This window comes from Bradyrhizobium sp. HKCCYLS1011, from assembly GCF_051167795.1.
GTDB lineage: Bacteria > Pseudomonadota > Alphaproteobacteria > Rhizobiales > Xanthobacteraceae > Bradyrhizobium.
Map to the genome: position 1 here is coordinate 717,287 of NZ_JBNPTT010000001.1, position 20,361 is coordinate 737,647.

General features: G+C 65.6%; 16 protein-coding genes. 9 read left to right on the top strand and 7 right to left on the bottom strand.

What is annotated here, in order from left to right; genetic code table 11:
• Nucleotides 1-34: 34 nt before the first annotated feature.
• Nucleotides 35-715: a leucyl/phenylalanyl-tRNA--protein transferase gene (gene aat / locus ACQR1W_RS03300; RefSeq protein ID WP_434849463.1), complete on the top strand. Its 681-nt coding sequence runs from the start codon at nt 35-37 to the stop codon at nt 713-715.
• Between the two features lie 66 nt (nt 716-781).
• Here aat and ACQR1W_RS03305 read toward each other — a convergent pair whose 3' ends face one another.
• Nucleotides 782-1,837 carry a DUF2155 domain-containing protein gene (locus ACQR1W_RS03305; RefSeq protein WP_434849464.1) on the bottom strand — a complete coding sequence of 352 codons (1,056 nt, stop codon included), beginning with the start codon at nt 1,835-1,837 and terminating at the stop codon, nt 782-784.
• 246 nt (nt 1,838-2,083) lie between these two features.
• Between ACQR1W_RS03305 and ACQR1W_RS03310 the strand changes: the two genes are divergently transcribed.
• The 4 genes from ACQR1W_RS03310 to ACQR1W_RS03325 all read left to right on the top strand — a co-directional run bounded on the left by ACQR1W_RS03310 (nt 2,084) and on the right by ACQR1W_RS03325 (nt 6,435).
• Nucleotides 2,084-3,037, top strand: coding sequence for an alpha/beta hydrolase (locus tag ACQR1W_RS03310; protein ID WP_434849465.1), 954 nt, complete (start codon nt 2,084-2,086; stop codon nt 3,035-3,037).
• A gap of 149 nt (nt 3,038-3,186) precedes the next feature.
• Nucleotides 3,187-4,251 (top strand): ketopantoate reductase family protein, encoded by a 1,065-nt coding sequence (locus ACQR1W_RS03315; protein ID WP_434849466.1) that lies wholly within the window; start codon nt 3,187-3,189, stop codon nt 4,249-4,251.
• 149 nt (nt 4,252-4,400) lie between these two features.
• Nucleotides 4,401-5,414 carry a Na+-dependent transporter gene (locus ACQR1W_RS03320; protein WP_434849467.1) on the top strand — a complete coding sequence of 338 codons (1,014 nt, stop codon included), beginning with the start codon at nt 4,401-4,403 and terminating at the stop codon, nt 5,412-5,414.
• 142 nt (nt 5,415-5,556) lie between these two features.
• The gene (locus ACQR1W_RS03325) at nt 5,557-6,435 is read left to right on the top strand and encodes a transporter substrate-binding domain-containing protein (RefSeq protein WP_434849468.1); all 879 of its coding nucleotides are present in this window, start codon (nt 5,557-5,559) and stop codon (nt 6,433-6,435) included.
• 137 nt (nt 6,436-6,572) lie between these two features.
• Here the strand turns inward: ACQR1W_RS03325 and ACQR1W_RS03330 are convergent, their stop codons facing one another.
• From ACQR1W_RS03330 to ACQR1W_RS03350, 5 genes are all read right to left on the bottom strand, one after another.
• Complete coding sequence (locus tag ACQR1W_RS03330) at nt 6,573-7,241, bottom strand: amino acid ABC transporter permease (protein ID WP_434849469.1); 669 nt, start codon at nt 7,239-7,241, stop codon at nt 6,573-6,575.
• 46 nt (nt 7,242-7,287) lie between these two features.
• A complete protein-coding gene (locus ACQR1W_RS03335; protein ID WP_434849470.1) occupies nt 7,288-8,544 on the bottom strand; it encodes an NAD(P)/FAD-dependent oxidoreductase in 1,257 nt (418 codons plus the stop codon).
• A gap of 15 nt (nt 8,545-8,559) precedes the next feature.
• Nucleotides 8,560-9,318: an SDR family NAD(P)-dependent oxidoreductase gene (locus tag ACQR1W_RS03340; RefSeq protein WP_434849471.1), complete on the bottom strand. Its 759-nt coding sequence runs from the start codon at nt 9,316-9,318 to the stop codon at nt 8,560-8,562.
• Between the two features lie 171 nt (nt 9,319-9,489).
• Nucleotides 9,490-9,759, bottom strand: coding sequence for a hypothetical protein (locus tag ACQR1W_RS03345; protein WP_008966886.1), 270 nt, complete (start codon nt 9,757-9,759; stop codon nt 9,490-9,492).
• A 39-nt stretch (nt 9,760-9,798) separates the two neighbouring features.
• Nucleotides 9,799-10,737: a GlxA family transcriptional regulator gene (locus ACQR1W_RS03350; protein ID WP_434849472.1), complete on the bottom strand. Its 939-nt coding sequence runs from the start codon at nt 10,735-10,737 to the stop codon at nt 9,799-9,801.
• A gap of 130 nt (nt 10,738-10,867) precedes the next feature.
• Between ACQR1W_RS03350 and ACQR1W_RS03355 the strand changes: the two genes are divergently transcribed.
• Nucleotides 10,868-11,575: a DJ-1/PfpI family protein gene (locus ACQR1W_RS03355; protein ID WP_434849473.1), complete on the top strand. Its 708-nt coding sequence runs from the start codon at nt 10,868-10,870 to the stop codon at nt 11,573-11,575.
• 409 nt (nt 11,576-11,984) lie between these two features.
• Here ACQR1W_RS03355 and ACQR1W_RS03360 read toward each other — a convergent pair whose 3' ends face one another.
• Nucleotides 11,985-12,395 (bottom strand): NADH:ubiquinone oxidoreductase subunit NDUFA12, encoded by a 411-nt coding sequence (locus ACQR1W_RS03360; RefSeq protein ID WP_434849474.1) that lies wholly within the window; start codon nt 12,393-12,395, stop codon nt 11,985-11,987.
• 202 nt (nt 12,396-12,597) lie between these two features.
• Here ACQR1W_RS03360 and ACQR1W_RS03365 point away from each other — a divergent pair, with 202 nt between their 5' ends.
• The 3 genes from ACQR1W_RS03365 (at nt 12,598) to ACQR1W_RS03375 (ending at nt 20,334) form a co-directional block, all read left to right on the top strand.
• Nucleotides 12,598-13,239: a BA14K family protein gene (locus tag ACQR1W_RS03365; protein WP_434849475.1), complete on the top strand. Its 642-nt coding sequence runs from the start codon at nt 12,598-12,600 to the stop codon at nt 13,237-13,239.
• A gap of 426 nt (nt 13,240-13,665) precedes the next feature.
• Nucleotides 13,666-15,945, top strand: coding sequence for a CHASE3 domain-containing protein (locus ACQR1W_RS03370; protein WP_434849476.1), 2,280 nt, complete (start codon nt 13,666-13,668; stop codon nt 15,943-15,945).
• A gap of 609 nt (nt 15,946-16,554) precedes the next feature.
• Nucleotides 16,555-20,334, top strand: coding sequence for a vitamin B12-dependent ribonucleotide reductase (locus tag ACQR1W_RS03375; RefSeq protein WP_434849477.1), 3,780 nt, complete (start codon nt 16,555-16,557; stop codon nt 20,332-20,334).
• The last annotated feature ends 27 nt before the right edge of the window (nt 20,335-20,361 follow it).

Consider the following 20,361-nt stretch of genomic DNA (forward strand, 5'->3'; position numbering starts at 1 on the left):
GCGCACGCCGTGCTGCCCTGCTATGCTTTCGGCCATGACTTCGCGCGACTCTGCTGCGACCGAAATCACGCCGGAAGTTCTGCTGCGTGCCTACGCCTGCGGCATCTTCCCGATGGCCGAAAGCGCCGACGATCCCAGCCTGTTCTGGGTCGAGCCGGAGCTGCGTGGCATCATTCCGCTCACCGGCTTCCGCATCGCCTCGCGGCTGGCGCGCACGGTCCGTTCGGATGCGTTCACGGTCACGGTCAACCAGGCCTTCAAGGCGGTGATGGACGGCTGCGCCGCGCCACAGCCGGGCCGCGAGGACACCTGGATCAACAAGCGCATCCGCGAGCTCTACACCGGCCTCTATGCAATCGGCCATTGCCACAGCGTCGAGTGCTGGCAGGACGGCGAATTGGTCGGCGGGCTCTATGGCGTCAGCCTGGGCCGGGCCTTTTTCGGCGAGAGCATGTTTCATCAGACCCGCGACGCATCGAAGGTGGCGCTCGTGCATCTGGTGGCGCGGCTGATCGCCGGCGGCTTCGAGCTGCTCGACACGCAATATGTCACCGAGCACCTGAAGACCTTCGGCGCGCTCGAAATCCCGCGCCGACGCTATACGGCGCTGCTCGAACGCGCGTTGATCGGTCCGGCGGCGGATTTTGCCAGGCTCTCGCTCGATCGTCCGACCTCGGGGGCGGAGGCGCTCGCGATCATCGCGGGGCGCCAATAGCGCCCTCATGTGCGTCCGCGTCCCAGCGCAGACGGTTCGCAGCCCGCGATGACGTTGCCGATCGGCCTACCTGAAAACTCCGAACGGCCCGCCGGATTGCGGCGGCGGTGGGGGCGGTGGCGGCGCGACCTGCTGGGTCTGATATTGCGGCGGCGGAGGCACCTGTGCCTGCGGGCGCGGCGCGGCCTGACGCTGCGGGCGCTTCTGCGCCGGCTGCGTGGCGGGCGTTGCGGCCGGCTTCGGCTGGTCCGGCGCCGCACTGACCACGGTGGTCTGCGGGTCTTTGCAGTCCGTCAGCCAAATGTCGTAGATCGGATGCTCGACGCCATGCAGGCCCGGGCTCGCCGCGAACATCCAGCCGGAGAAGATCCGCTTCACCTCGCCCTGCAAGGTGATCTCGTCGACCTCGACGAAGGCATCGGTGTTGGCAGCTTCGGTGGCGGGACGCGTGTAGCAGGCGTCCGTCTTCACGCGCAGCGCGCCGAACTGCACGGTCTCGCCGATATCCTCGTCGAAATTGATGATGCGGCCAGTGATCTTGTCGAGGCCCGAGAAGGTGGCCTTCTTGTTCACGATCTTCTGGGCCGGCGGCTCGGTCACGACCTCATCGCCCGGCTGCAAAGTCGCCGGCGTTTGAGGCACGTTGCCGTTGGGCGGCACGGCGGCATTCTGCGGCGCGCCGGTCTGCGGAGTCCCACGCGACGGTGACCGCTGGCCGGGCGGCAGAGCCGACAGGCCGGGGTTGGCGCCGGGCGCCGGCGCGGCCCCGGGTTGACCGCCGGGCGGTACGGCGGCGACAGGAGGGTTGTTTTGCGGGACGACGGTGGTCCCCGGCGGCGGCGCCAGCGGCTGCGATTGCACCGGGCCGGGCAACCCTGCGCCTTGTCCAGGCGCCATCCGAGGCTGCGGCGCCGGCAACACCCGGCCTTGCGGGAGCTCCGGAACCTCTTCCTCCTCGTCCGGCGGCGGCATCGGCTCGCCACGGCGTGGAATATTGCCGGGAGGACGGGGAACGGGATCAGAGAAAATCGTGCCGATCTGGGCCCGCGCCGGCACAGGCAGCGCGAGGGAGGTGGCGGCCAGCAAGGCCGCGAGACCGGTAACAGCAATAATTCGATGCATCTCGCGCGGCTTTATCAGGCGAATCGGGTTCTCGGACAGTTTAAAGGGGAATGTCCCATCCGCCGCTCTCGATCGGGTACCCCGTTAACATGCCGAATACGGCGGGGAAAGGGCGACCTGTCGGCGCAGGGCGCGCTGGTCGGGCCGCTCCCCGGATGAGATAGTCGGCCCACGGCCAGGTTCCAGTGCCGTAACGATAAGCCTCCGGCGCGACCGGACGCAGAATGAGGAAATAACAGGTCCCCCATGCCCGTTACGCTCGATGCCGATGCGGCCGCCGTCTACAAGGCCTTCCAGGAGGCCGGCCGGCCCGCTTATGAAACGCTGACGCCCGATGAAGCCCGCGCCTACTACCTCGCCGCGCGGGTCGTCACCAATCCGGAGCCGCCGGAGCTTGCCGAGGTGACGCAGCTCGCCATCCCCGCCCCGCATGGAGCCATCCCGGCGCGGCTCTATCGGCCGACCACGCTGCGACAAGCTGGCGGCCTCGCGCCGGCCCTGGTGTTCTTCCATGGCGGCGGTTGGGTCATCGGCGACCTGGATTCGCACGACGTCGTCTGCCGCATGCTCGCGCATGAAGCCGAGCTGATCGTGATCTCGGTCGACTATCGCCTGGCGCCCGAGCACAAATTTCCGGCCGCCATCGATGACGCGATCAGTGCGACGCAATGGGTCGCCGACAACGCAGCCGCGCTCGGGATCGACCCCACGCAGCTTTGCGTTGGCGGTGATTCCGCGGGCGGCAATCTTGCGGCCGTGGTCGCGCTCTCCGCGCGCGACGCGGATGGGCCGACGATCGCGGGCCAGGTGCTGATCTACCCCGCCACCGACTTTGCGATGAGCCATCCCTCGCATCGCGAGCCGGAGACGAGCGTGCTGCTGACGCATTCCGTCATTCGCTGGTTTCGCGATCATTATCTGACCAGCGCCGCCGATGAGCATGATTGGCGCGCTTCGCCTGCGCGCGCGGAGACGCTCGCTGGCCTGCCGCCGGCCTATGTGCTCACCGCCGGCGCCGATCCGCTGCGCGATGAAGGCAACGATTATGCGCAGCGTTTGCGCGACGCCGGCGTCCCGGTCACGGACCGGTTCTTCCCTGGCCAATTCCACGGCTTCTTCACCATGGGCAAATTGCTACCGCAGGCCAATGTCGCAGCCGCGGAGATCGGGGTTTGGCTCAGGGCGTTGAACGCTGAATGAGGCCGAGGCAGCTTGCCCCGGCAGGTCGTTCCGTGTGATGTAGGGTCTGGTATACCAGGCTTGCGATTGACGGCCTGGGCCTCATCGCCACCCGCTGGTGTCGCGGTGGGGCAGAAAATTCGAATGAATCGTCTGGGGAACACCAAGGTATGGCACGCAATATTCTGATCCTGGGAGCCTCATACGGCTCGTTGCTGGCGACCAAGCTGTTGATGGCGGGTCATAACGTGACCCTGGTCTGCCGGAAGAATACCGCCGAGCTCATCAATCGTGAGGGCACCGAGGTTCGCATCAAGCTGCGCGACGAGCCGACCCATCGCTCGATCTTTTCGCGCACTTTGCCGGGCACCCTCGATGCCACGCCTCCGCACGAGGTCGATCTGTCGCGCTACGATCTGGTCGGCCTGGCGATGCAGGAGCCGCAATACACCAACCACACCATCCGCGTTCTGATGATCAAGATCGCCGAGGCCAAGCTGCCTTGCCTGTCGATCATGAACATGCCGCCCCTGCCCTATCTGAAGCGGATTCCGGCGCTGGCGAACATGGATCTCGAGGAAGCCTACACCAACCCGCGGGTCTGGGAGCGCTTCACGCCCGGCCTGGTGACGCTGTGCTCGCCTGATCCGCAGGCGTTCCGTCCGCCCGAAGAGGGCGCGAACGTGCTGCATGTCGGCCTTCCGACCAACTTCAAGGCCGCGATCTTCGAAGATGAGAAGCACAACGCGCTGTTGCGCGAGCTGGAACGCGATATCGACGCGGTGACCCTGGACGGCCAGGACGTGCCGGTGAAGCTCAAAGTGTTCGACTCGCTGTTCGTGCCGCTGGCCAAATGGTCGATGCTGTTGACCGGCAACTATCGCTGCATCACGCCGTCCGACCCGCAGTCGATCCGCAATGCCGTCCATGGCGACCTCGCGCGCTCGCAATCGATCTATGACCATGTGGATGCCGTCGCACGGCGGCTCGGCGCCGATCCGAAAGATCAGGTGCCGTTCGAGAAATATGCCAAGGCCGCGGAAAGCCTGTTGAAGCCGTCGTCGGCGGCCCGCGCGGTGGCGAGCGGAGCGCCCTTCATCGAGCGGGTCGATCTCCTGGTGAAGCTGATCTCGCATCAGCTCGGCATGCCCAGTCCCGAGATCGACCGCACGGTCGAGATCGTCGATCAGAAGCTCAACGAGAAGATCGTGGTGAGCGGATCCGGCCCGCAGTAGCACACGTCATCACGCGCGCGTCATGGTGACGCGCGCTTCGGACACGCCGACGATGCCCGACATCATCGGTAACGAGATGTGACTTTGCGCTGTGACCGTGCTGACGCATGGTCCCGCCGTGCATTGATCTCGTTGCCCTGGACGTTCGGATGTTATCCCCGCTGCGCGGTGCGTTGCTTTTCCCGCTTCAAGCTCTCACCTGGCTCGGCAATCAGGGCACGCGCGCGATTGCCGCGCTCGTGCTGTTCGGCATCGCGCTGCCGCCGCTTGGCGAATTGCTCCGGCCCTACGTCACCGAAGCGATCTTCCTGCTGCTGATCATCTCCTTCATGCGCGTCGATCTTTCGGCACTGCGCAGTTATCTGCGCAGGCCGGCGCTGGTGCTGGCGGCAACGGCATGGACAACAATCGCGGTCCCCGCGCTGGTCGGGATGTCAGCGCATATCGCCCATGCCGATGCGCGTGCGCCCGATCTGCTCCTGGCACTGATGCTGCAGGCCATGGCGTCGCCGATGATGGCATCACCGGCCCTGGCTGCGCTGATGGGCCTCGATGCGACGCTGGTCCTGATCACGCTGGTGACCTCGACGGCGCTGGTGCCGCTCACCGCCCCGCTGTTTGCCTATTTCTTCCTCGGGACAATCCTGACGCTGTCGCCGCTCGCGCTCGGGCTGAAGCTTGCCGGCATCCTGGCCGGAGCGCTCGTCGTCGCCGCCATCATCCGCGTCGCGGCCGGCATCGCGGCGATCCGTCGCCACCGCGCCCCGATCGACGGGCTGAACGTGCTGATCCTGTTCGTCTTCGTCGCCGCCGTGATGGGCCATGTCCTCGCGGACCTCTGGGCCGATCCGCTGCACATGCTCGCGCTTGCAGCGCTCGCCTTCGCGATGTTCTTCCTGCTGTTCGCCCTCACGATGCTGCTGTTTCGTGGCTCAGGCCGCGACCGCGCCATGGCGCTCGGACTGATGGTGTCGCAGCGGAACATGGGACTGATGCTGGCGGCCACCGAAGGCGCGCTGCCAGGCGCCACCTGGCTCTATTTCGCGATGAGCCAGTTTCCGATCTATCTCGCGCCGCTCCTGTTGCAGCCGCTGGCCGAGCGACTGCGCGCCAAGCCGCGCAGCGAGACCGATCACGGGCTGATCAGCCCTGCATCCGAATGATGCATCCCCTCGTACACGGCACGCTCAGAGATGGCCGCAGGACCTCGCCGCGTCGCTCAGGTTGCCGAAGCGCTCGATATGCGTGTTGCTGGCGCGGCAAGCCGAAGCTACCCTGCTGCGCACTGCCGGGCAGGAGGATCAAGTGACGACATCCGACGAACAAAAGATTTCCGAAGACCGCCGCGAGGCGTTGCGCTACGCCCTTGCGATCGGCAGCGGTGCTGCGCTTGCATCCGCGATGGCCAGTCCCGCCTCGGCGCAAGCCGCCGCCGACAATACGCTCGATCGCGTCCGTGCCAGCAAGGTGCTGCGCATCGCAGTGCTGCCGGGCGAACTGCCCTATTTCAACAAGGACCTCGCCACCGGCAACTGGTCGGGCTTCTCGATCGAGATGGCCAACGACATCGCCAAGCTGCTCGATGTGAAGCTGGAATACACCGAATCCACCTACGGCAATTCGGTGCTCGACCTGCAGGCCAACAAGATCGACCTCGGCTTCGCGCTCAATCCGACCCCGCAGCGCGCGCTGGTGGTGGATTTCACCAACACCGTATTTCCGCATCCGTTCGGCGCCATGCTCAAGAAAGGCCTGGAGGCGAAGACCTGGGCCGACATCAACAAGCCCGAAGTCAGGATCGCCGTCGACGTCGGCTCCGCCAATGAGGCGGTGGCCCGGCGCTTTGCGCCGAATGCCACGATCAAATCCCTGAAGTCACGCGACGAGGTGATGCTGGAGATGGCGTCCGGCCGCGTCGACGTCGTCGTCAATGCACTGGTGCTGGGGCTGACCGCGATCGCCAAGAACCCCAATCTCGGCACCTACAAGATCCTGCAGTCGCCCTCGGTCTCGGTCGCTTCCGCCATGGCGGTGCGGCGCGAGTCCGACAAGCGCTGGCGCGACTTCCTCTCAGTGTGGGTCGACTACAACAGAGGCATCGGCCAGATGCGCGAATGGTTCGTCAAGGGCCTGTCGCTGTCGGACGTGAAGCCCGAGGACGTGCCGGTCGAACTGAGCATTTGATCTACCCGCCGTCATTGCGAGGAGCGCAAGCGACGAAGCAATCCAGACTTCTTTCCCGGCTCTGGATTGCTTCGCGGAGCTGTCATCGGGCCGCGCATCCGCGCGGACCCGTTGGCTCGCAATAACGACAACCGAACTCACGCCTTGTCGTAGGTCATGCCGCGCTCGAGCCACCGCCCGAGCCAGGTGGCGGGGAACAGGATCGCGAAATAGATCAGCGCGATGATGGTGTAGACCTCGAGCGGCCGGTAGGTATCCGCATTGATCAGGGTTGCATTATAGACGAGATCCGGCACCGCGATCACCGACACCAGCGAAGTGTTCTTCAGCTGCGTCACCGACTGGTTGACGTAAGGCGCGAGCATCGGCTTGAGCGCCTGCGGCAGGATCACGAGCCGCATCATCCGCCACGACTTCAGGCCCAGCGCGCGCGCCGCGTCCCACTGCCCGCGGGGCACGCTTTCGATGCTGCCGCGCACGATCTCCGCGTAGAACGCGCCGCCATAGAGCGACAGCACGGTGACGGCCGCGATATGCGCGGGGATGTTGACGCCGATCAGGACCGGAAAGGCGTAATAGAACCAGATGATCTGCACCAGCAGCGGCGTGCAGCGGAACAGTTCGATATAAGCAAGCAGCAGCCAGTCGATCACCCGCCAGCGCCTGAGCCTGGCCAGGCCGACGATCAGCCCGATCACCGTGCCCAGAAAGATCGTCCCGACGGTGTAAGCCATGGTCCAGCCGAGCCCGATCCAGAACAGCCGGCTGTATTTGGTGAGGATCGCGAAATCCCAGACGTAGTTCATGCCCGCTCCGCAGTGGCGCGACCGCGCGCCTGCTCTTGTCCGGTTCTCACAGGTAGCGGCTCGGGGCAAACGCCGAGGCGTCGAAGGACGGCCTGTCTTGCGCGATCATGGCCGCGACCGCAGCCCCCGTGGCCGGCCCCGTGGTGAAGCCGATATGCTGATGGCCGAATGCAAACCACAGGCCGGAATGGCGCGGCGCAGGGCCGATGATCGGCAGCGAATCCGGCAAAGTGGGCCGCGCGCCGCGCCAGGGCGCGGCAACGGCCTCGCCGAATTCCGCGACAGCGTGCGCCAGCGGCACCACCTGCGTCAGCTGGGCGAAATTCGAGGGCGCATCGCGGTCGGTCAGTTCGACACCGCTGGTGACGCGGATGCCGTTCTCCATCGGCGTCATCACGAAGCTGCCCTCGGCATCGTGGATCGGCCGCTGCAGCTTGCGCGCCGGGTTAGGCCTGAATTCCTGGTGGTAGCCGCGCTCGAACGCCATCGGCACCTTGTAGCCCAGTGGCTTGAGGATATCCGGTGACCACGGCCCCAGCGCGACCACGACATGGCGGGCGCGGATGACGCCGTCGCCGAGCACGACCCGCCAGCCATCGCCGTCCGTCACCAGCGCGTTGATGTCGGATTGCCGCAGCAAGCCGCCGCTCCCCGCGACCATCCGCGCATAGGCCTTGGTGACATTGCCCGGCGAGTCGACCGATGCCGTCTGCGAATGCAGCAAGCCGACCGCGTAGGACGGGACGATGTTGGGCTCGAGCGCAGAAATGGCCTGGCGATCCAACAGTTCGCTCTTGATGCCGTAGTCGGCGAGGACATCATGCTCGGCCCTGGCCGCCGCGACCGCCTCGCTGCGCCAGACTTTGAGCCAGCCGGTCTCGCGGATACGCTCGGGCACGCCGGCCCGCGCGATCCAGTCGCGATGCAGCTTGAGCGAGGCGCCAATCAGCCCATGTAGCGCGGTCGCGCGGGGCTTGACCCGGGCATCGACCGCATTGGCAAGGAAGCGCAGCACCCAGTCGACGTTCCTGATCGTCCAGGACGGACTCCAGCGCAACGCCGCGCTCTGGTTGGTGAGATAGGACGGCAGAGTCTTGAACAGCGACGGCTTGTTCAGCGGCAGGATCGAGCCGCTCGAGAGGATGCCTGCATTGCCGTGGGAGGTCTCCTCGCCAGGCGGCCTGCGATCGACAAGAATGACGGAGAGACCGCGCTCGCGGATCGCATAGGCTGCGGACACGCCAACGATGCCCGCCCCCAGCACGACGACATCAGCTGCTTGTTCGTTTGTCCCGGCCGCCATCGCGCCGTCATTCCCCTACATCAAGGTCAGTCCGCCATCGACCGGCAGCACCGCGCCGGTGATGTGACGGGCTTCCGGCGACAGCAGGAAGGCCACCGTCGCCGCGATATCATCGGGCTCGGCAAGTTGCTGCAGCGGATTGGCTTTGGCGGCCCTCTCCCACGCCGCTGGATCCAGCGAGCCGAGCCGTCCCACATCCTTGCGCGTGTAGCCGGGCACGACGACGTTGGCCGTCGCCCCCGTCGGCGCAAGCTCGATGGCAAGACACTTCACCAGCGCTTCCAGCGCGGCTTTGGCTGCGGCCGAGGCGGGAAAGGTGCCGCCCGGCACGAAGCGGTGCGCCACGAAGCTCGAGATCGCCACGACCCGCCCCTGCGCGCTCCGCGTCAGATCCGGCAGCGCCGCGCTTGCAAGCTCATGGAAGGCCCCCGGCATCACCGCAAAGGAGCGATCAAACTCCTCGCGTGGCAGATCCCGAAAACTGCGGCGGTCGGCGAAGCCGGCGGCATGGACCAGCGCGTCGATGCCGCCGAACGTGTCGCGCGCCGCGCGAACCAGATCGGAGGCCGTGTCGGCGGTGGCGAGGTCGCCGCAGCGATAACTGACGGTGGCTCCCGCCTGCCGGCATTCGTCAGCGACGGCCTGCAGCCGCGACAGCCCGGCCTCGTCAGCCCCCTGCCCGTGCAACATCAGTGCCTGTCCCGGACCTGCCAGTCGCCGTGCTACGGCCGCGCCGATGCCGGCCCCGCTGCCGGTGATGATGGTGGTGCGCATGCCCCCAAATCGCAATCGAACTTATCTCGGCCGGACTATAGGTCGCGCGTCCACGGATGCCAACAATCGCCTAGAGCATGATCCGGAAAAGGGCGAAGCGGTTTTCCGAAAAGATCATGCTCAAACAATAACCTAAAGCGCGATGACGATTCATCCTAATCTCATCGCGCTTTAGACCGACAATCCACTGCAGGTCGCCACGATCCTCGTGGCTTGCCAGAACCAGTGACCTCCATCGCGTGCCGCCTGCATGCTGAAGAAGCGCTTGTTCCAATGCGGATCATGCGTGAAGCGGATGTTCTCGATCTCGAAGGCCTGCTGTTGCCGCCTCCATTCTGTGACCCAGGCGAAATGGGCCTCATCCAGCTGCTGCCGCAGCCTGGAGACTTCGATCACATAAGGGGCTGGAAACAGAATCGCAAAACTCATGGAGCCGGCCATCGTGCGATCCTTTCGAGCTTCCGGACCATTGCCGAAACTCTATCCCGCCCGCGCCGCGCGGCGCAACGCCTGCGGCGGCTGGCCGAAGGCGCGGATGAAGGCGCGGCGCATGCGCTCAGGATCGCGGAATCCCGTCGTCTCCGCGACGCGCTCGATCGGCTCATGCGAGGCCTGCACGCGCAGGCGCGCCGCCTCGATGCGCAGCCGCTCCACGGCTTTCGACGGCGTGGTGCCGGTCTCCGCGATGAAGGCGCGCGTAAAATGCCGCGCGCTCATGCCGGCGCGCTCGGCGAGATTGTCGACCGTCAACGACGCATCCAGATTCTCGCGCGCCCAGGTGAGCAGCGGACCGAAGCGGCCGGTCGGCGCCTTCAATTCCAACAGTGACGAGAACTGGGACTGGCCGCCGCTGCGGCGATGATAGAGCACGAGCTGGCGCGCGGTGTCCTGCGCGATCTCGGCCCCGTGATCCTCCTCGACCAATGCCAGCGCGAGATCGATCCCGGCACTGATCCCGGCTGAGGTCCAGATATTGCCGTCGCGAATATAGATGCTGTCAGGCTCGAGCTTGACGTCGGGATAAGTCGCCAGGAATTGCCGGGTGCGGTGCCAATGCGTGGTGGCACGCTTGCCATCCAACAGACCGGCTTCCGCAAGAACGAACGCGCCCGAGCAGACGCTGGCGATGCGCGTCCCGCGCCTGGCAACGGACTGCACAAAGCGGAGGACGCATGTGTTGCGGGCCGCAGCTTCGACCCCGTCTCCACCCGCGATGAGCAAGGTCGACAACGCTGCGGCAGGTCCGAACTTGCGCGCCAGCATCTCGACGCCGGAAGACGAGCGCACCGGCCCCGGTTCGGCGGCGATCACCCTGATCGGCGTGGACCTGCGGGCATAGCGGCCGGCGATCTCGAACGCCGAGATCGGCCCGGCGGCGTCGAGCAGCTGGAAATCCGGAAAGATGAGGACGCCGATCATGGCACCGGTCTCACGATGGTTACACCGGACGTCACAAAACGAGGGAAATCCGGCATTTCTGACGTCGAGCCCATCACGCATAATCCGCGCGGTCAAGCATCTTCTCACTCAGCAAACCAGGAGGCCCGTCATGGCTGCGCCGCTCTCGGTCGTTTTCGTGTTGTTTCCGCGCGTCACCCAGCTCGACCTGACCGGTCCGCTGCAGGTGTTTTCCAGCATCCCGGGCGCGAGCCTGCAGCTCGCCTGGAAGCGGATCGAACCGGTGCCGACGGATTCGGTCCTCACGCTGATGCCGACCACGACATTCGCGGACTGCCCGCAGGCCGATGTCATCTGCGTGCCCGGCGGCTTCGGCGTCGATGATATCGTCAATGACGACGAGGTGATCGGCTTTCTGCGCCGGCAGGCGCCTGGCGCCCAATACATCACTTCGGTCTGCACGGGTTCGCTGGCGCTCGGCGCCGCCGGCCTGCTCGACGGCTATCGTGCCGCAACCCATTGGAGCGCGCGCGAGTGCCTGCCTTTGTTCGGGGCCACGGTCAGCACGGACCGCGTCTGCATCGACCGGAACCGCATCACCGGCGGCGGCGTGACGGCGGGCATCGATTTCGCGCTCACGCTCGTCTCACATCTGGTCGACCGCCAGACGGCCGAGATGATCCAGCTGCGGCTGGAGTACAACCCAGCGCCGCCGTTCCGCGCGGGCGCGCCGGATACGGCACCGGCCGACGTGTTGAGCGCGATGCTGGAGCGGATCGCACCGTCTCGGGAGCGCCGCATCGCCTCGGCGAATCGCGCCGCCGAACGGCTTCATCAGGCCTCACCGGTTCGATCGTAGCTTCGCATCGCAAAGAAAAAGGCCGCCGGATTGCCCGAGGGCACCCTGGCGGCCTTTCCTGTTCTTACGGCGACACCACATCTGGCGGGCGATTGCCGGACTGAGGCGCGGAGGAGCTGAGCTCCGTCCGGGCGTGAGATCCAGCTCGGGTGCCGCTGCATATCGGAGACAGTCGCGATTCTGTGCCCCGAACCGTCGCAGTGGAGAAACCCACCTCCGTAAGACCACGCCATTGAGCCGCATGCGCGGGCGATCGGCAAGAGGTCTCGGTAGAACGCGCATGCGCCATCCCCGTTAGTCCCGCAATTCACAGGACCGCTGACAGATCAGGCTTCGAGAGCGCTTCCGCGCGGCGCGATGCGCGCTGCAGCTACGTTCTGCCGGGGTGGAATGTCAAATAGGCCGATGATCAGTTGCCGGGCGTCCAGGCCTGATAATCACCCGTCGCCTTCGGCCGGCGACCGCTCGCGAGCGTCGAACCGGCTGGTCGATACGCCAACGGCGTTCCCGTCAGATTCGGCTGATGCGCCTTCTCCCACTCGCGCGGCTTGTAGCCGTCCTGGGTTGGAGGCACGTCGACCATATGGTGGATCCAGCCGTGCCAAGCCGGCGGAATCCGGCTCGCTTCAGCGAGCCCGTTATAGATCACCCAGCGGCGCTCGAAATGCAGCACCGGATCGATCTTGCCGCCGGCCGTGCGGTAATAGCGGTTGCCCTGCTCGTCCTGCCCGACCAGTTCCCCGAACCGCCAGGTCCATAACTGCGTGCCGAAGGTCTGACCGTTCCACCAGGTGAAGAACTTGAGCAGGAACTGTTTCATGCGAGCGAGCCGGATTGGAGGCGGGTTGCGTCCTGATGCCACCCCGCCACCGACTTGTCCAGTGTCACGCCTGGGCGCGCCCGCGGCCAGCATCACGTGTTCTGCCGGTTTCAACCGCTGCACACGGCAAGGTGTGGGTCCCGATCGGGAACGACCCCCGTCGCCTGAGGTTAGGTCATTTTCCCCTGATGGAGTCTGACCGATGTTCAATCTGAAGAAAACGGGCGCCGCTTTGGCGGTGGCGCTGATTCTGCCGGTGGCGGCGTCCACGGCGAGCTTCGCCCAAGGACCCGGCGGCCACGGAGGTGGTGGCGGAGCGATCGGTGGCGGTGGCGGCGGTGGCGGTCACGGTGGCGGCTTCGGCGGTGGTCCTGGTGGCGGCGGCTTCGGCGGCGGCCGGGGTGGCGGTGGCTTCAGCGGGGGCGGCAGCTTCGGCGGTCGCGGCGCGATGGCTGCGGCCCCAAGCGTCGCGGCGAGCCCAGGCACCCGAGTCGCAACCGGCCCGGGCGTGGCAACCGGTGGCTTTAGCGGCGGCGGCTGGCGCGGCGGTACCGGCGGCGGCGGTGGTTGGCATGGCGGCGGCTGGCATCACCGTGGCGGCTTCTGGCCGGGTGTCGCTGTAGGCGCCGCGCTCGGCTCCTACGCCTATTATGGCGGTCCAGACTATTATTATGATGATTACAGCCCGGACTACTACACCGATTATTCCTACTACGATGACAGTGCCCCGGTCGCAGTCGCAGCCGGCGGCGACGCAAGCTATTGCGCGCAACGCTACCGCTCCTACGACCCTGCGTCGGGCACCTATCTCGGCTATGACGGTCTGCGGCATCCCTGCCCGTAGGCTGCAGGCGACGATCCCAGGCATGACGACGACGGCGGCGCATCCCAGCGCCGCCTTTGTTTTGTGCCCAAGTTTTGTGCCGAATATTTTTTGCATCTGCTCTGTCATATGCCCGGCGCTGTGCAGAGATGCGGCGCATTCCGTCCTATACGCTTCGCCACTGCGTCATTGTCCTCGGCAAACGTGATTCGGGATCCGCCGCCGCATTTGACTGGGTGAAGAGTTGCGGGCCGCGGTTCTGAGCGAGACCGTCGAGTGCCATCGCTCGGACACGCCGCGCAGCGTTGCGCGCCCGAATGCTTCGCCCCTTGCGACGCAAGCCGTCTCGGCAGATCATCTCCTTATGGACATCGTCTCTGGATGCGCGGCGGAACCAGTGCGGCAACCGTCCGTGGCCTTGCTATCGAGAAGAACTGAGCAGAGTCGATGATCTCACAGCGATTGGCAGTTGCACTTGGTCTGGGAATGTTGCTGGCGATCGGAGCCGCATCGACGGCTCTCGACGTCAAGTCCCGTCACGATACGGACCGGGTCAATCATACGCTGAAGGTGCTGCAGCAGGCCTCCGAACTGCGGCTGCTGCTCCGCGAGGCCGAGTCGGCCGCCCGCGGATTCGTGCTGACCGATGCTGCGAGCCTGCACGTCGAATTCGAGCAGGCCAGCGCAAAGATCCCGCCCGCCCTCGCCGAGCTGATGCAGGGGGTCAGTGAGAATCCCGAGCAGTGGGCGCTGCTCAAGACCACCGAACCGCTGATCAAGCGCCGGCTGGAGATCGCTGCCCAGGCGATGGCCCTCCACACCGCAGGCGACACAGAGGGGATGCTCGATTTCACCAAGCGCGCCGAAGCGCGCGCCATGATGGCGAGGGTCTCGGAGCATATCGATCGTTTCACCACCGAGGAACGGCGGCTGCTGGCGCTGCGGTCTGCGACCTCGCGGAGCACCGGATCGCTGCTGCTGGGGATCGATCTTGCCGGCGTGGCCTTCGTGCTGCTCGTTGCCGCCCTGCTGCTGCGGCGCGCCTATATTGCCGACCGCACCTTGCGCGCCTCGCTCACGCGCTCCGAGGCCGAAGCCAGCTCGCTGGCGGAGAAATCCGAGAAGCAGCACGCCGATCTGATCGCGGCGCATGACAAGCTGCAGCACTCGGCGGAAGTGCTCGCGAACACGTTCAATACGATGGCCGAGGGCGTGCTGGTCATCGACGCCTCGGACAAGGTGATATTCTCCAATCCGGCGGTGGAGCGCCTGCTCGGCTACCGTGAGAACAAGAGCCTTACGGAGGTGCGCAGCCGGATCAGGGTGTTCGAAGGCGACGGCGTCACCCCGGTTCCGGATGCGGCGTTGCCGACGCCGCGCGTGCTGCGCGGGGAGTCCTTCGATCGCAGCGAAGTCGTGGTTCATCGTCTCGACAGCGACGACGTGGTGCGGCTGATGATCAGCGGCCGCCCGTTGCGCAACGCCGAGGGCCAGATCACGGGCGCGGCGATGGTCTATCACGACATCACGGCCGTCCACGAAACCGAGCGGCTGTTGCATCAGGCGCAGAAGCTGGATGCGATCGGCAAGCTGACCGGCGGCGTCGCGCATGACTTCAACAACATGCTGACCATCATCACCGGCACGATCGAGTCCCTGATCGAGGACACCAAGGATCGCCCGGCCGCGGCGGCAACGGCCACGCTGATCAGCGAGGCGGCGGACCGCTGCACGGAACTGGTCCGGCACCTGCTCGCCTTCGCGCGCAAGCAGCCGCTGCATCCGCGCGACAGCGACGTCAACAGCACCGTGCTCGACATCGCCAAGCTGTTGCGCCCGACGCTGGGCGAGCAGATCGAGATCAACTCGATCCTCGAAGAGGACGAGCCGCTGGCCCATATCGATTCGGCGCAACTGGCCAATTCGCTGGTGAATCTCGCGATCAACGCCCGCGACGCCATGCCCGATGGCGGCAAGCTCCTGCTGGAGACGCAAAGGGTCGTGCTCGACGAAGCCTATGCGGCGGCCAATGTCGGTGTCGCGCCCGGCCCCTACATCATGGTGGCGGTCAGCGATACCGGGACCGGCATGTCGGCGGAGGTGCGCGACCGCGCCTTCGAGCCGTTCTTCACGACCAAGGAGGCCGGCAAGGGCTCGGGCCTTGGCTTGAGCATGGTCTACGGCTTCGTCAAGCAATCCGGCGGCCATATCAAGATCTACAGCGAGGAAGGCCGCGGCACCACGATCCGGATGTATCTGCCGCCCGCCAAAGGCGGTGCGGAAATCAAGGAGACGCTCGAGGCTCCGATCCCCGGCGGCAGCGAGACCATTCTCGTCGTCGAGGACGACCGCCTGGTGCAGGATTTCGTGGTCACGCAGTTGAAGATGCTGGGCTACAAGACGCTCACGGCCTCGACCGGCGCCGAGGCGCTGGCGCAGGTCGATGACGGAGCGCGATTCGATCTCCTGTTCACCGACGTGATCATGCCGGGCGGCATCAACGGCAAGGAGCTCGCCGAGGAGATCAGCCGGCGCCGGCCGGAGATCAAGGTGCTCTACACCTCCGGCTACACCGACAATGCCATGGTGGAACATGGCCGGCTCGATCAGGGCGCGCTGCTGCTGACCAAGCCCTACCGCAGGTCGGATCTGGCGCAGATGGTGCGGCTGGCGCTGAAGGGCGCCGAGCATGAGACCGCCGAATCGTCGCCCTCGGCCCTCGCCTGAGCCGGCTGAAGCCCCGTCTCCGTAACCGCTGGTGAGTCCCGCCGATGCAAGGGCAAAAACCGTAATCGGACGGAGGCGAATGACTGCCCTGTGAACAGCGGGGCGAACGGCTGTGGACGACGTGCCCAACAAATTTTTCGGGTTTGGAATCCGCTCGGACTCACCGATACTTAAGCCCATCACGAGGCCGGGATCGGCCCTGGTTATCCCGCACTTTCCCCCATATTTAGTGTTTGATTCAGGAACTCGTACTAGTCCTTGACGGGCGCGACAGAGTCATCCTAGCTTCCACCCCGTCGGCGCGAGTTCTGTTTCGGGTCCCGCTGGCACCTCCCGATGGGTTCCGAAATGACCACTCCGCCGGCCTCATGGCCTCGGGTGAAGGGCGTGTCTGCCCTGCTTTTGGGATGATCTGGAACGCGCTGATTGAGGGGCTGCCGATAAGGCCCAGGGGACAGTTGGGGCGTTGAAAGAGACGGACCGGACCACCGGTTCTCACGGTTGCGTTTCGTTGTCCGCCCGTCAGGCGGGCGACGGCGCGGCGAATGAAAAATGACCCGGGTCTGCGCCAACGCAAAGCAGCCCGGAAACTTGATTGGGGCACGACCGATGCGGATTGAACGGCGTCATACCACCGAAGGACAGTCACCCTATGCCGGGCTCGAGTTCCGGCTGACCACCTCGGAGATCAAAAACCCTGACGGCTCGGTCGTGTTCCGGCTCGAGAATGTCGAGGTGCCGGAGTTCTGGTCGCAGGTCGCCTCCGACGTGCTCGCCCAGAAATACTTCCGCAAAGCCGGCGTCGCCGCGCGCCTGAAGAAGGTCGAGGAAGAGAGCGTGCCGTCCTGGCTGTGGCGCTCGGTGCCCGACACCGAGGCGCTGGCTGCGCTGCCCGAGACCGAGCGCTATGGCAGCGAGCGATCGGCCAAGCAGGTGTTCGACCGCCTCGCCGGCTGCTGGACCTATTGGGGCTGGAAGGGCGGCTATTTCACCGCCGAGGAGGATGCGCAGGCGTTCTATGACGAGCTGCGCGTCATGCTGGCCAAGCAGATGGTGGCGCCGAACTCGCCGCAATGGTTCAACACTGGCCTGCACTGGGCCTATGGCATCGACGGCCCCGGCCAGGGCCACTATTACGTCGACTACAAGACTGGCAAGCTGACGAAATCCAAATCGTCCTACGAGCATCCGCAGCCGCATGCCTGCTTCATCCAGGGCGTCGAGGACGACCTCGTCAACGAGGGCGGCATCATGGATCTGTGGGTGCGCGAGGCGCGCCTGTTCAAATACGGCTCCGGCACCGGCTCGAACTTCTCCAGCCTGCGCGGCGAAGGCGAAAAGCTCTCCGGCGGCGGCCGTTCGTCCGGCCTGATGAGCTTCCTCAAGATCGGCGACCGCGCCGCCGGCGCGATCAAGTCGGGCGGCACCACCCGCCGCGCTGCCAAGATGGTGGTGGTCGACGCCGACCATCCGGATATCGAGGCCTATATCGACTGGAAGGTGAAGGAGGAGCAGAAGGTCGCGGCCCTCGTCACGGGCTCCAAGATCAACCAGAAGCACCTGAAGGCGGTGCTGAAGGCCTGCGTCAATTGCGAGGGCTCGGGCGACGACTGCTTCGATCCCGAGAAGAACCCGGCGCTGCGCCGCGAGATCAAGCTCGCCCGCCGCGCGCTGGTGCCCGACAACTTCATCAAGCGCGTGATCCAGTTCGCCAGGCAAGGCTACAAGGACATTGACTTCCCGGTCTACGACACCGACTGGGATTCGGAAGCGTATCTGACCGTCTCCGGCCAGAACTCCAACAACTCGGTGTCGCTGAAGGACGATTTCCTCCGCGCGGTCGAGACCGACGGCGACTGGAATCTGGTGGGCCGCACCACCAAGAAGATCACCAAGACCCTGAAGGCGCGCGACCTCTGGGAGAAGATCGGCTACGCCGCCTGGGCGAGCGCCGATCCGGGCCTGCACTTCAACACCACGATGAACGACTGGCACACCTGCAAGGCGTCCGGCGACATCCGCGCCTCCAATCCGTGCTCGGAATACATGTTCCTGGACGACACGGCGTGCAACCTGGCCTCGGCCAATCTGCTGACCTTCTACAACACCACCACCAAGCATTTCGACGTCGGAGCCTACGAGCATCTCTGCCGGCTCTGGACGCTGGTGCTCGAGATCTCCGTGCTGATGGCGCAGTTCCCGTCCAAGGCGATCGCGGAATTGTCCTACGAGTTCCGCACGCTCGGCCTCGGCTACGCCAATATCGGCGGCCTGCTGATGACCATGGGTCTTCCCTACGACTCCAAGGAAGGCCGTGCGCTGTGCGGCGCGCTGTCGGCGATCATGACCGGCATTGCCTACAAGACCTCGGCGGAGATGGCGGGCGAGCTCGGCACCTTCCCCGGCTACAAGAAGAACACCGCGCACATGCTGCGCGTGATCCGCAACCATCGCCGCGCCGCGCATGGCCAGGCGACCGGCTATGAGACGCTCTCGGTGGCCCCGGTGCCGCTCGATCACGCCTCCTGCCCGCAGGCCTCGATCATCGCTCATGCCACCAAGGCCTGGGACGATGCGCTGGAGCTCGGCGAGAAGAATGGCTTCCGCAATGCGCAGGTCACCGTCGTGGCGCCGACCGGCACCATCGGCCTCGTCATGGACTGCGACACCACCGGCATCGAGCCTGATTTCGCGCTGGTGAAGTTCAAGAAGCTGGCCGGCGGCGGCTACTTCAAGATCATCAACCGCGCGGTTCCCGAGGCGCTGCGCGCGCTCGGCTATCGCGAAGCTGACATCGCGGAGATCGAGGCCTACGCGGTCGGCCACGGCTCGCTGTCCAATGCGCCGGGCATCAACGCCTCGACCTTGAAGGCCAAGGGCTTCACCGACGAGGCGATCGCGAAGGTCGAGAAGGCGCTGCCGACCGCCTTCGACATCAAGTTCGTCTTCAACAAGTGGACGCTGGGCGAGGACTTCATCCGCGACCAGCTCGGTGTCGGCGCCGAGGCCCTTAGCGCGCCGAACTTCGACCTGCTCTCGGCGATCGGCTTCACCAAGCGCGAGATCGAGGCTGCGAACGTCCACATCTGCGGCGCGATGACGGTGGAAGGCGCGCCGCATCTGAAGGCCGAACACTATGCGGTGTTCGATTGCGCCAATCCCTGCGGCAAGATCGGCAAGCGCTATCTGTCGGTCGAGAGCCACATCCGCATGATGGCGGCGGCGCAGCCGTTCATCTCGGGGGCGATCTCCAAGACCATCAACATGCCGAACGACGCCACGGTCGAGGACTGCAAGTCGGCCTATCTGCTGTCCTGGAAGCTCGCCCTCAAGGCCAACGCGCTCTATCGCGACGGCTCGAAACTGTCGCAGCCGCTCAACTCGCAGCTCATCAGCGACGATGAGGACGAGGACGATGCGGTCGAGGCGCTCTACGAGAAGCCGATGGCAGCAAGAGCGGCGCAGATCTCCGAGCGCGTGGTCGAGAAACTGGTCGAGCGTATCGTGGTGATGCGCGAGCGCGAGAAGATGCCGGATCGCCGCAAGGGCTACACCCAGAAGGCGGTGGTCGGCGGTCACAAGGTCTATCTCCGCACCGGCGAATATGATGACGGCCGGCTCGGCGAGATCTTCATCGACATGCACAAGGAGGGCGCGGCGCTGCGCTCCTTCATCAACAACTTCGCGATCGCCGTGTCGCTCGGTCTGCAATACGGCGTGCCGCTGGAAGAATATGTCGACGCCTTCACCTTCACCCGCTTCGAGCCGGCGGGTCCCGTGCAGGGCAACGACTCCATCAAGTACGCGACCTCGATCCTGGACTATGTGTTCCGCGAGCTCGCCGTCAGCTATCTCTCCCGCTTCGACCTCGCCCATGTCGATCCCAGCGAAAGCAATTTCGATGCGCTCGGCCGCGGCGTCGACGAAGGCAAGATGGCCGAGGACGGCCCAAGCCAGCAGGCCGCGAAGTACCTCTCGCGCGGCCTGACCCGCTCGCGGACGGACAATCTGGTCGTGATGCGTGGCGGCTCCTCCAGCCACGGCGGCGGTGCCTCCGTTCCCTCCCCCCTCGTGGGGGAGGGTCAGGGAGGGGGGCCCCGGGTCTCCGCTCTCTCTTCTTCAAGGACCGGCGACACCATCGAAGGCGCCGTCGCCCTGAAGCAGGAGCCGAGCCACGACCTCTCGCCCACCGAGAAGCTGGAAGCCCTGCAGTGGAGCAAGGCCGGCAGCGCCGCCGCCCAAACCGCCACCAAGGCCGAGCGCCGTGCCGAAGCCAAGGCCAAAGGCTACGAAGGCGAGATGTGCAGTGAGTGCGGCAACTTCACCTTGGTGCGCAACGGCACCTGCATGAAGTGCGATACGTGCGGGTCCACGACGGGGTGTTCGTAACGAAGACCAAACCGAAATGCCCGGGCC

Bases quoted from the DNA above. Each gene is read 5' to 3' on its own strand.
- ACQR1W_RS03375 (WP_434849477.1), top strand. From the start codon at position 16,555: ATGCGGATTGAACGGCGTCATACCACCGAAGGACAGTCACCCTATGCC.
- ACQR1W_RS03310 (WP_434849465.1), top strand. From the start codon at position 2,084: ATGCCCGTTACGCTCGATGCCGATGCGGCCGCCGTCTACAAGGCCTTC.
- ACQR1W_RS03330 (WP_434849469.1), bottom strand. From the start codon at position 7,241: ATGAACTACGTCTGGGATTTCGCGATCCTCACCAAATACAGCCGGCTG.
- ACQR1W_RS03370 (WP_434849476.1), top strand. From the start codon at position 13,666: ATGATCTCACAGCGATTGGCAGTTGCACTTGGTCTGGGAATGTTGCTG.
- ACQR1W_RS03305 (WP_434849464.1), bottom strand. From the start codon at position 1,837: ATGCATCGAATTATTGCTGTTACCGGTCTCGCGGCCTTGCTGGCCGCC.
- ACQR1W_RS03365 (WP_434849475.1), top strand. From the start codon at position 12,598: ATGTTCAATCTGAAGAAAACGGGCGCCGCTTTGGCGGTGGCGCTGATT.
- aat (WP_434849463.1), top strand. From the start codon at position 35: ATGACTTCGCGCGACTCTGCTGCGACCGAAATCACGCCGGAAGTTCTG.
- ACQR1W_RS03320 (WP_434849467.1), top strand. From the start codon at position 4,401: ATGTTATCCCCGCTGCGCGGTGCGTTGCTTTTCCCGCTTCAAGCTCTC.
- ACQR1W_RS03340 (WP_434849471.1), bottom strand. From the start codon at position 9,318: ATGCGCACCACCATCATCACCGGCAGCGGGGCCGGCATCGGCGCGGCC.
- ACQR1W_RS03335 (WP_434849470.1), bottom strand. From the start codon at position 8,544: ATGGCGGCCGGGACAAACGAACAAGCAGCTGATGTCGTCGTGCTGGGG.
- ACQR1W_RS03355 (WP_434849473.1), top strand. From the start codon at position 10,868: ATGGCTGCGCCGCTCTCGGTCGTTTTCGTGTTGTTTCCGCGCGTCACC.
- ACQR1W_RS03345 (WP_008966886.1), bottom strand. From the start codon at position 9,759: ATGGCCGGCTCCATGAGTTTTGCGATTCTGTTTCCAGCCCCTTATGTG.
- ACQR1W_RS03315 (WP_434849466.1), top strand. From the start codon at position 3,187: ATGGCACGCAATATTCTGATCCTGGGAGCCTCATACGGCTCGTTGCTG.
- ACQR1W_RS03360 (WP_434849474.1), bottom strand. From the start codon at position 12,395: ATGAAACAGTTCCTGCTCAAGTTCTTCACCTGGTGGAACGGTCAGACC.
- ACQR1W_RS03350 (WP_434849472.1), bottom strand. From the start codon at position 10,737: ATGATCGGCGTCCTCATCTTTCCGGATTTCCAGCTGCTCGACGCCGCC.